This window comes from Arthrobacter sp. 131MFCol6.1 (assembly GCF_000374925.1).
GTDB lineage: Bacteria > Actinomycetota > Actinomycetes > Actinomycetales > Micrococcaceae > Arthrobacter.
The window spans coordinates 477,577-483,955 of the sequence record NZ_KB895542.1; the positions used below are offsets into that span (position 1 = coordinate 477,577).

At 66.7% G+C, this 6,379-nt stretch carries 8 protein-coding genes; 6 read left to right on the forward strand and 2 right to left on the reverse strand.

The window, feature by feature from the left end:
• Window positions 1–10: 10 nt before the first annotated feature.
• Window positions 11–1,846, reverse strand: coding sequence for a BTAD domain-containing putative transcriptional regulator (locus C566_RS0108880; RefSeq protein WP_018773981.1), 1,836 nt, complete (start codon window positions 1,844–1,846; stop codon window positions 11–13).
• A gap of 318 nt (window positions 1,847–2,164) precedes the next feature.
• Here C566_RS0108880 and C566_RS22950 point away from each other — a divergent pair, with 318 nt between their 5' ends.
• The 6 genes from C566_RS22950 to C566_RS0108910 all read left to right on the forward strand — a co-directional run bounded on the left by C566_RS22950 (window position 2,165) and on the right by C566_RS0108910 (window position 5,506).
• Window positions 2,165–2,341, forward strand: coding sequence for a hypothetical protein (locus C566_RS22950; protein WP_018773982.1), 177 nt, complete (start codon window positions 2,165–2,167; stop codon window positions 2,339–2,341).
• 160 nt (window positions 2,342–2,501) lie between these two features.
• Window positions 2,502–2,888, forward strand: a complete 387-nt coding sequence (locus C566_RS0108890; RefSeq protein WP_018773983.1) for a VOC family protein — start codon at window positions 2,502–2,504, stop codon at window positions 2,886–2,888.
• Between the two features lie 94 nt (window positions 2,889–2,982).
• Window positions 2,983–3,324, forward strand: coding sequence for a YciI family protein (locus tag C566_RS0108895; protein WP_018773984.1), 342 nt, complete (start codon window positions 2,983–2,985; stop codon window positions 3,322–3,324).
• Window positions 3,325–3,391: 67 nt separating this feature from the next.
• A complete protein-coding gene (locus C566_RS0108900) occupies window positions 3,392–4,057 on the forward strand; it encodes a hypothetical protein (RefSeq protein ID WP_155846814.1) in 666 nt (221 codons plus the stop codon).
• A gap of 255 nt (window positions 4,058–4,312) precedes the next feature.
• A complete protein-coding gene (locus C566_RS0108905; RefSeq protein ID WP_018773986.1) occupies window positions 4,313–4,780 on the forward strand; it encodes a hypothetical protein in 468 nt (155 codons plus the stop codon).
• A gap of 153 nt (window positions 4,781–4,933) precedes the next feature.
• Window positions 4,934–5,506 carry a hypothetical protein gene (locus C566_RS0108910; RefSeq protein ID WP_155846815.1) on the forward strand — a complete coding sequence of 191 codons (573 nt, stop codon included), beginning with the start codon at window positions 4,934–4,936 and terminating at the stop codon, window positions 5,504–5,506.
• 14 nt (window positions 5,507–5,520) lie between these two features.
• On the opposite strand, the gene C566_RS0108915 is transcribed toward C566_RS0108910, so the two are convergent.
• Window positions 5,521–5,856: a DUF1905 domain-containing protein gene (locus tag C566_RS0108915; protein ID WP_018773988.1), complete on the reverse strand. Its 336-nt coding sequence runs from the start codon at window positions 5,854–5,856 to the stop codon at window positions 5,521–5,523.
• Between the last annotated feature and the right edge of the window lie 523 nt (window positions 5,857–6,379).

The following is a 6,379-nucleotide window of genomic DNA, read 5'->3' on the forward strand; positions in this document are numbered from 1 at the left end:
CCGCTGCTGATCAGAGCTGGCCGCGGCGCGCCAGGTAGGTGTTGAGCGCCGGGTTGTCGATGTCCTTGGCCAGCCATGGAATGGTCTCGGCGGCGGCAGCGTCGCCCAGGACCGCGCGGTGTGAGTGCGCCCGGACCACGAGTTCGCGCAGTGCGCCGCGGCTGGCCATGGTGCCCAGCCGGTCGGCGTAGTCCCCGGCCGCGGGGGAGCCGGCGTCGATCGCGACCTCGGCGGCCGTGTCCAGCAGCCGCGCCCGGTACCAGAGATACCAGGGGGTCGTGTCGAGCCCACGCTTCAGCCACGATTCGGCCGACGCCTGATCGTTGAGCGCCATACTGAGCCGGGCCTTGGCCCCGGCGGCCAGGGTCAGGTAGCAGTGGTCGCCGGCGACGTCGGCCATCACCCACGAGCGGTCGATCAGGGGAGCCGCGTCCTCCAGCCGGCCGGCGGCGAGGAACGTCTCGCCGCGGAGCCCGGCGACAAACGGCTCGAACGCCGTCCAGTGTTCGGCCGCGATCAGTTGCTGGGCCCGGTCCAGGCATTCAGCAGCCGGCTCCAGATCCCCGCGCAGCAGATGCACCCGGCCGGCCAGGGCCTGGCTGAACGCCAGAAGTCGGCGGCCGCCCGCGGCAGTGGCAAGCCGGCTCGATTCGGCCAAAGCCGCCAGCGCCTCGCCGTAGTGCGCGGTGTCCGAGGCCGCCATGCCCTGGATCGCCAGGATCCTGGAGCGTTCGTCGTCGAACCCGTCCGCCGCCCGGGCCGCCTGCTCCAGCCAGCCGGCCGCACGGTCCGGAATGCCCCGCTGCACGGACAGGTACCCCAACTCCCGGTACGCGGCCGCCGCCACCCGCGACGCCGGCCGCCCGGGGTTCCGTCCCCGCAACGCCAACGACTCAGGGTCCAAGCCTTCCGACTTCAGGGCCCGGTGCAGGAGATCGGCCACCTCGGCGCCGCGGCCGCCGGCCTGATGGATCAGCGCCCCGGACAAGGTGACCAGGGATTCGGCGAGCAGATGATGGTCGCCGGTCCGTTGCGCGATCTCGGCTGCGAGGCGCAACTGCTCCAGCCCGCGGTCCACGGAGCCTGCCGAGAGCGAGGCCTCGGCGGCGTCGAGGTAGGACCGCACGGCGGCCGAACTGGCCGGCAGCCCGGGCTCTGCGGCGGGCGGCGCGTCGGACAATGCCCGGCGCACCTCCGCGGGCACGCCGAGCCCAAGCTCCCGGCGGTAGAGCTCGCGGCACTTGTCGGCCTGCTCCCGCGCCCGCCGGTAGTCACCCAGGGCGAGCAGGGCCTTGATCAGCACGGCGTGGCAGTCGGCGTTGAAGGGGTCCAGGTGCAGCGCGCGGGTGGCGAGGTCAACGGAGTCGTCCGCTTTTCCTGCCGCCAGCGCGGCGAGAGATGCCTCGTAGAGCAGCGTCAGGACAGCGTTCTCAAGCCGGTGCCGCTGGTCCTCCAGCCAGGACTCGAAGGCCGGGCACTCTTCGAAGGGGAGGCCCTCCAGGAGTTCGCCGTCGAAGGTCCGCGGATCGGCGCCGCCGGCTGGCTGCAGGGCCGCAAGCACATCGCAGTTCCAGCCAGCCGGCAGTACCAGCCGCAGCGGGTCGCCGCCGACCGATTCCGCGCCGAGCGTCCGGCGCAGCTCGGAGAGATTCCAGCGCAGGGCACCGAGCGGGTCCTCGGCGTCGGGGAACAGGAGGGCCGCCGTCCGGGCCCGGCCTGTGCCGCCCGGTTGCAGCGCGAGGTAGGCCAGCACAGCCCAGGCCTTGCGGCCCCGGGGCTGCCGGGGTGCGGTGCCAGCGGACTCGATCCGGGGCGGACCGAGGAGCCGAATCCAAGTCTCGGCCATATGAGTCATGCTACGCCGCCAGCGGACGTGCGGGAGGGGTGGACGGCGAGCGTGCGGCGGGGGAGAGCCGGCGCCTGACCGGCGCATGATCGGCGCCGACGGGAGCGGGAAGCGGTCCGGAAACCAAGTGGAAAATGCTCACACGGTGGCTCACACGGTGGGTGCGGAAACTGGACATGTCCCCACAAAAAGGGCCGGAAATCTGAACCGCAGCCGCAAAACTTGACCCGCACCGAACGCCCGCGATTCCGGCCCAACAACCTGCTCCATCATCCGCCCCAACAACCAGCTTCATCACTCGCCCGAGGTGCTTCTCACATGGAATTTGCCGCTCTCCTGCTCGCCGGACTCCTGGTCTTCGCAGCCGTCGCCACCATCGTCGCGGTCGTCCGAGACGGCCGGGGCCACACCCCTCCCATCCGGTCCACCCGCCCCTGGATGGCCGGCAACCTGCCCAGCGAACCGTACGCATCCCTGCGGTCCCTCCAGGGCTGACCGAATCCCAGTTGCCCCCACGCCACTAACTACACGGGCCTGACCCCCGCTTCCAGCATGGGAGGCGGGGGTCAGGCCCGACGTCGTGCGTGGCGCTCTTGAAATCTGGCGAGTGCCGGATGTCAGATGGTCTCGGACAACCACACCGGAGGAGGTCGCCATGACGGTCGCTTTCAACCACACCATCGTCTACGCAACGGATAAGCGTCGGTCGGCGAAGTTCCTGGCCAACGTGCTCGGGCTGCCGGAACCCCAAGCCATGTGGTCGTTCATGACCGTGCCCCTTGAGTACGGGGTGGCCCTCGATTTCGCCACGTCGGCCCCACCCATCGTCCCGCAGCACTACGCCTTCCTGGTCGGCGAGGAGGACTTCGACGGAATCTTCGCAAGGATCCAGGCCGAGGGCATCCCGTACTGGGCGGACCCGGCACGGTCCCGCCCACAGCAGATCAACCACAACGACGGCGGACGCGGCGTCTACTTCGCGGATCCTGACGGGCATTTCCTTGAGGCGATCACGCGCCCGTACGGATCGGGTGCTGCATGAAGTCCCAGGACCGCCTTGACCGTTGCGCGGCACGAGGGCATCGGCGAGGATGAACGCGATCCAACCTGCTGCTGCGAAGAAGGAGCCCACGCGAATGACCAAGTACCTGATCTCGTTTCCCAGTGCCGCCATGGTCTTCCCTGAGGAAGAGCTGCAGGCCGTTTCGGATGCGTCGCACGCGGTGGTCCAGGAGGCGAAGGACGCCGGGGTATGGGTGTTCGGCGGCGGCATCGATGAGAGTATCCCGCCCGTCATGGTCGACGGCGATGGAACCGTGCGCGCGGGCACGTACCCGCAGACGACGCAGCTTGAGGGCGGCTACTCGGTGCTGGAGCTGCCCTCGTACGATGCGGCCTTGGAGTGGGCCGCGAAGATCGCGGCCGCTTGCCGTTGCGCGCAGGAGGTGCGGGCTTTCCAGTACGACCCCGCAAGCTAGGTCTACTGCGCGGCGGTGGGTGAGGCTTACACTGACCTCGGCTGGTAGACGCCGGGGGGAGAAATACATGTCAAGACGACATCTTTTTGGGGCAGTAGTAGTGGCTTGCGGCATGGCGCTGGCCGGATGCTCCGGATCCATGCAGCTGATTCCGGCCTTCACTTCGCCCACCACGCGTGCGTCCCCCTCAACCCCGACCCCTCAGCCGAGCCAGCCGACGGCCCAGGACGGCAACCTGAAGGGAAACAGCGCGATGCGTATAACCGTGGCACCTGACATCTTCGACCAGCAGGGAGAGAAATGGGAGGAAGGACTAGGCCAGGGCTGGGAAACGTCCCCCGCGTTCCTTGTCGTGTCCGACGACGAGGACAAGGCGGCCAGGGCTCTGTATGCCGCGGCACAGCGCTTTTATGCGGTGGATCAGTTCGGTAATGAACTGACCCCCGAGGAAATGACCGGCGAATACCCCCAGTACACGCCAAACTACGTCTCCGACGTCTATCTGACCGAGCTGGGCCCGATGATCTGGACCGACACCAAAGGCGAACTCGCGGCAGGCATGGCGGACGAGATGCTGCGCATCCTTGTGGACGAACTCCAAGCCCAGGAGATCACGGCCCATGTGACTGCCCCACCGGCCGACCTCTCTGTCGACGGCATGCCAACCTGGCAGCCTCCCACCCAGACCGCCCTGCACGCGGAAGCCGACGTCAAGGCGCCGACGAGCGAATAGCGGCGGCGCGGGACCCTCGGGCACCAGAGCGGCCCGGGCAGGCGGGGGGATACCGACGTCGTCGGTCAAGTGTCTAGACACTGCAGTGGCGCGGGAGCATCCTAAACGTGTGCGCGCTTCGGGAGGAGAGCGGCGACGGGGCGAGGAGTTCCGGCTCTGGCAGGCGGAATCCGGGGCAGCCGGCGGACCGCTGGCAGACGGGTCTGACCTCCAAGGCGTGCGGAGACGATCGGTGAGGGAGACGGGGACCAGATCATGGACGAAACATCCGATACGCGGCAAAGGCTGTCCAACCGCATCGGCGAGAAGCAACGGGACCTTCAGACGTACCTCGGCCGGGAACGGCCACGTCGCACCCGGCTGGCCAACATCAGCATCGTGGGCAGCGCGCTGGCTGCCGCGTTCACGGCTGGACCCGCCGTCGGCGGCACGGGATTTACCGACGCGGTGGCGGCATTCTTCAACCTGAGCGACGACTCGGTGGTGTGGCGCGGGCTGTGCCTGCTGGCGGTGATAGCGTCCATTGCCGCGGCCCTGGCCACAAATTTTGCCACGTCCCGTTCCGTGGCGGACCGTGTGAGCGCGGCCGAGACCGCCAGCGCCCAGCTGGAGGGGCTGCAGGTCGCGCTGAACTTCGGCCGCATCGAGATCGATGAGGCCGTCAAGCTCTACCAGCAATACGCCACCCAAGTGGCTTTCGTGGAGGCATCGCCGGCGCAGTGAGCGGTACTTCAAACGGCGGCGCAACATAGGGCAGGTGGGTCGAGTCGCCCCGCAGTTGCCCCCACTCCGGTCCCTGTTGCCGGGCGTTGAGGCCGCGTAGAGTCCTCTCCAGGAACGGTGGAATGGTCGATGACCCATGGGGGACTGGATCTGATGAAGAAGACTTTGAGCCGGACGCTGACCCGGCCGGGCTTCTGGGCGGCCACTGCGGGCCAGCTCTTCATATCGACCCAGATTTGGGTCTCTCTTCACGTCGCCTTTGACCCCGGGACTTCATTCCGGGATGAGTTGTGGCCGGCCGCAGTGTTCTTTGCCGTTGCGATAACGGTATCCACCCTCCTTTCGCCGCTGCTCGAGCGGGCCATCCTCAAGGACGATGCCAGGCTCAGCGACGAGCAGGCCGCTTCATTGGAGTGGGCACTGCGAACGGGCGCCCTTCCTCTCGCCACCCTCTTTGCTGACTGGGGACCTGCGCTTGAAAAGAGGCGGCGGGACCTGGTGTTTGGTCAAAGGCTGGGGCCGATCTTCATGGCCGGTCTTATCGCCCTCAACGTCTATGACTCCTCCGTGGACCCGGACGGTCTCTGGTTTTACTGGATCAGTGCGATTGTGTACGCCGTCCTGGCGGTCGTTGGCCGAGTCGTCGGACGGCGGAGGATTCGGCGCATTGGATCACTCGAGCAACATCTCCAAGAGCTCCGCGGCAGAGTTCCCAGCCCCCGCTAGTCGGGGCCGGGTGGTTACGTGGTGCTCCGAGGACTGATGTCCGACTCAGCCTCAAAATCCAGGCCGACTTCCACGTCCACCTGGTCCCCGGCGCGGAGGTTGGCCGCGGTCCTGATGGCCTTCTTGACGGGGAGGAGGTAGGAGTTGCTCCTCTTGTCCGGGAAGAGCGACGTCTGCCACCGCTGCCCGGCGATGCAGGCGCTCACTTTCACCGAACCGAAGCTCTTCCGGAACGGAGCGGACTGGTCCTTGAGCTCCTCCGCCAGCTCCGGCGGCAACGTGATGAAGTGCCAGCCGGCCTGCTCGGGGTAGTGCCACAGCTCGGCACGGAACGCGTATGACGTCGTCACGCTCTGAGTATGGCACCGGGAGCGGCGCCTTGCGACGTGCGCATGTGACCCACTCCATAAAAGCCCGACGCCGGTCGGTTGGCCTTTGGGGGCGGCCGTGGCGGCCGGAATCGGCGTGATTCCGGGGAATATGACGCTACAGGACCCCCTCGCGGGGCCGATTTGTGCAGGGTCCTCCCGGCGTGTAAAGTAATTCGAGTCGCCGCCGCTGATGCGGAAAGAAAGCGACCGACCCCCTTCTAAACAGCCTGAAAATGGTTCGCAAATTTGCGCGCTAAATAAAGGTGGGGACCTTCTTGGATGAATGTAAATCGCAGAAATGCGAATTTGCAAAGACTTCCAAGATCGGGTAAGTTTGAAAAGTTGCTCCGGAGCGATCCTCGACCGAGTTGGTTGTGGTGGTGCCGGGTGTGTCTGTTGTTTGAGAACTCAATAGTGTGCCAAGTTTGTTGATACCAATTTATTGTATTGAATTGGTTGAATTTGCCGGGCCCGCCACCCCGTGGTGTGGTCTGGTGTTTTT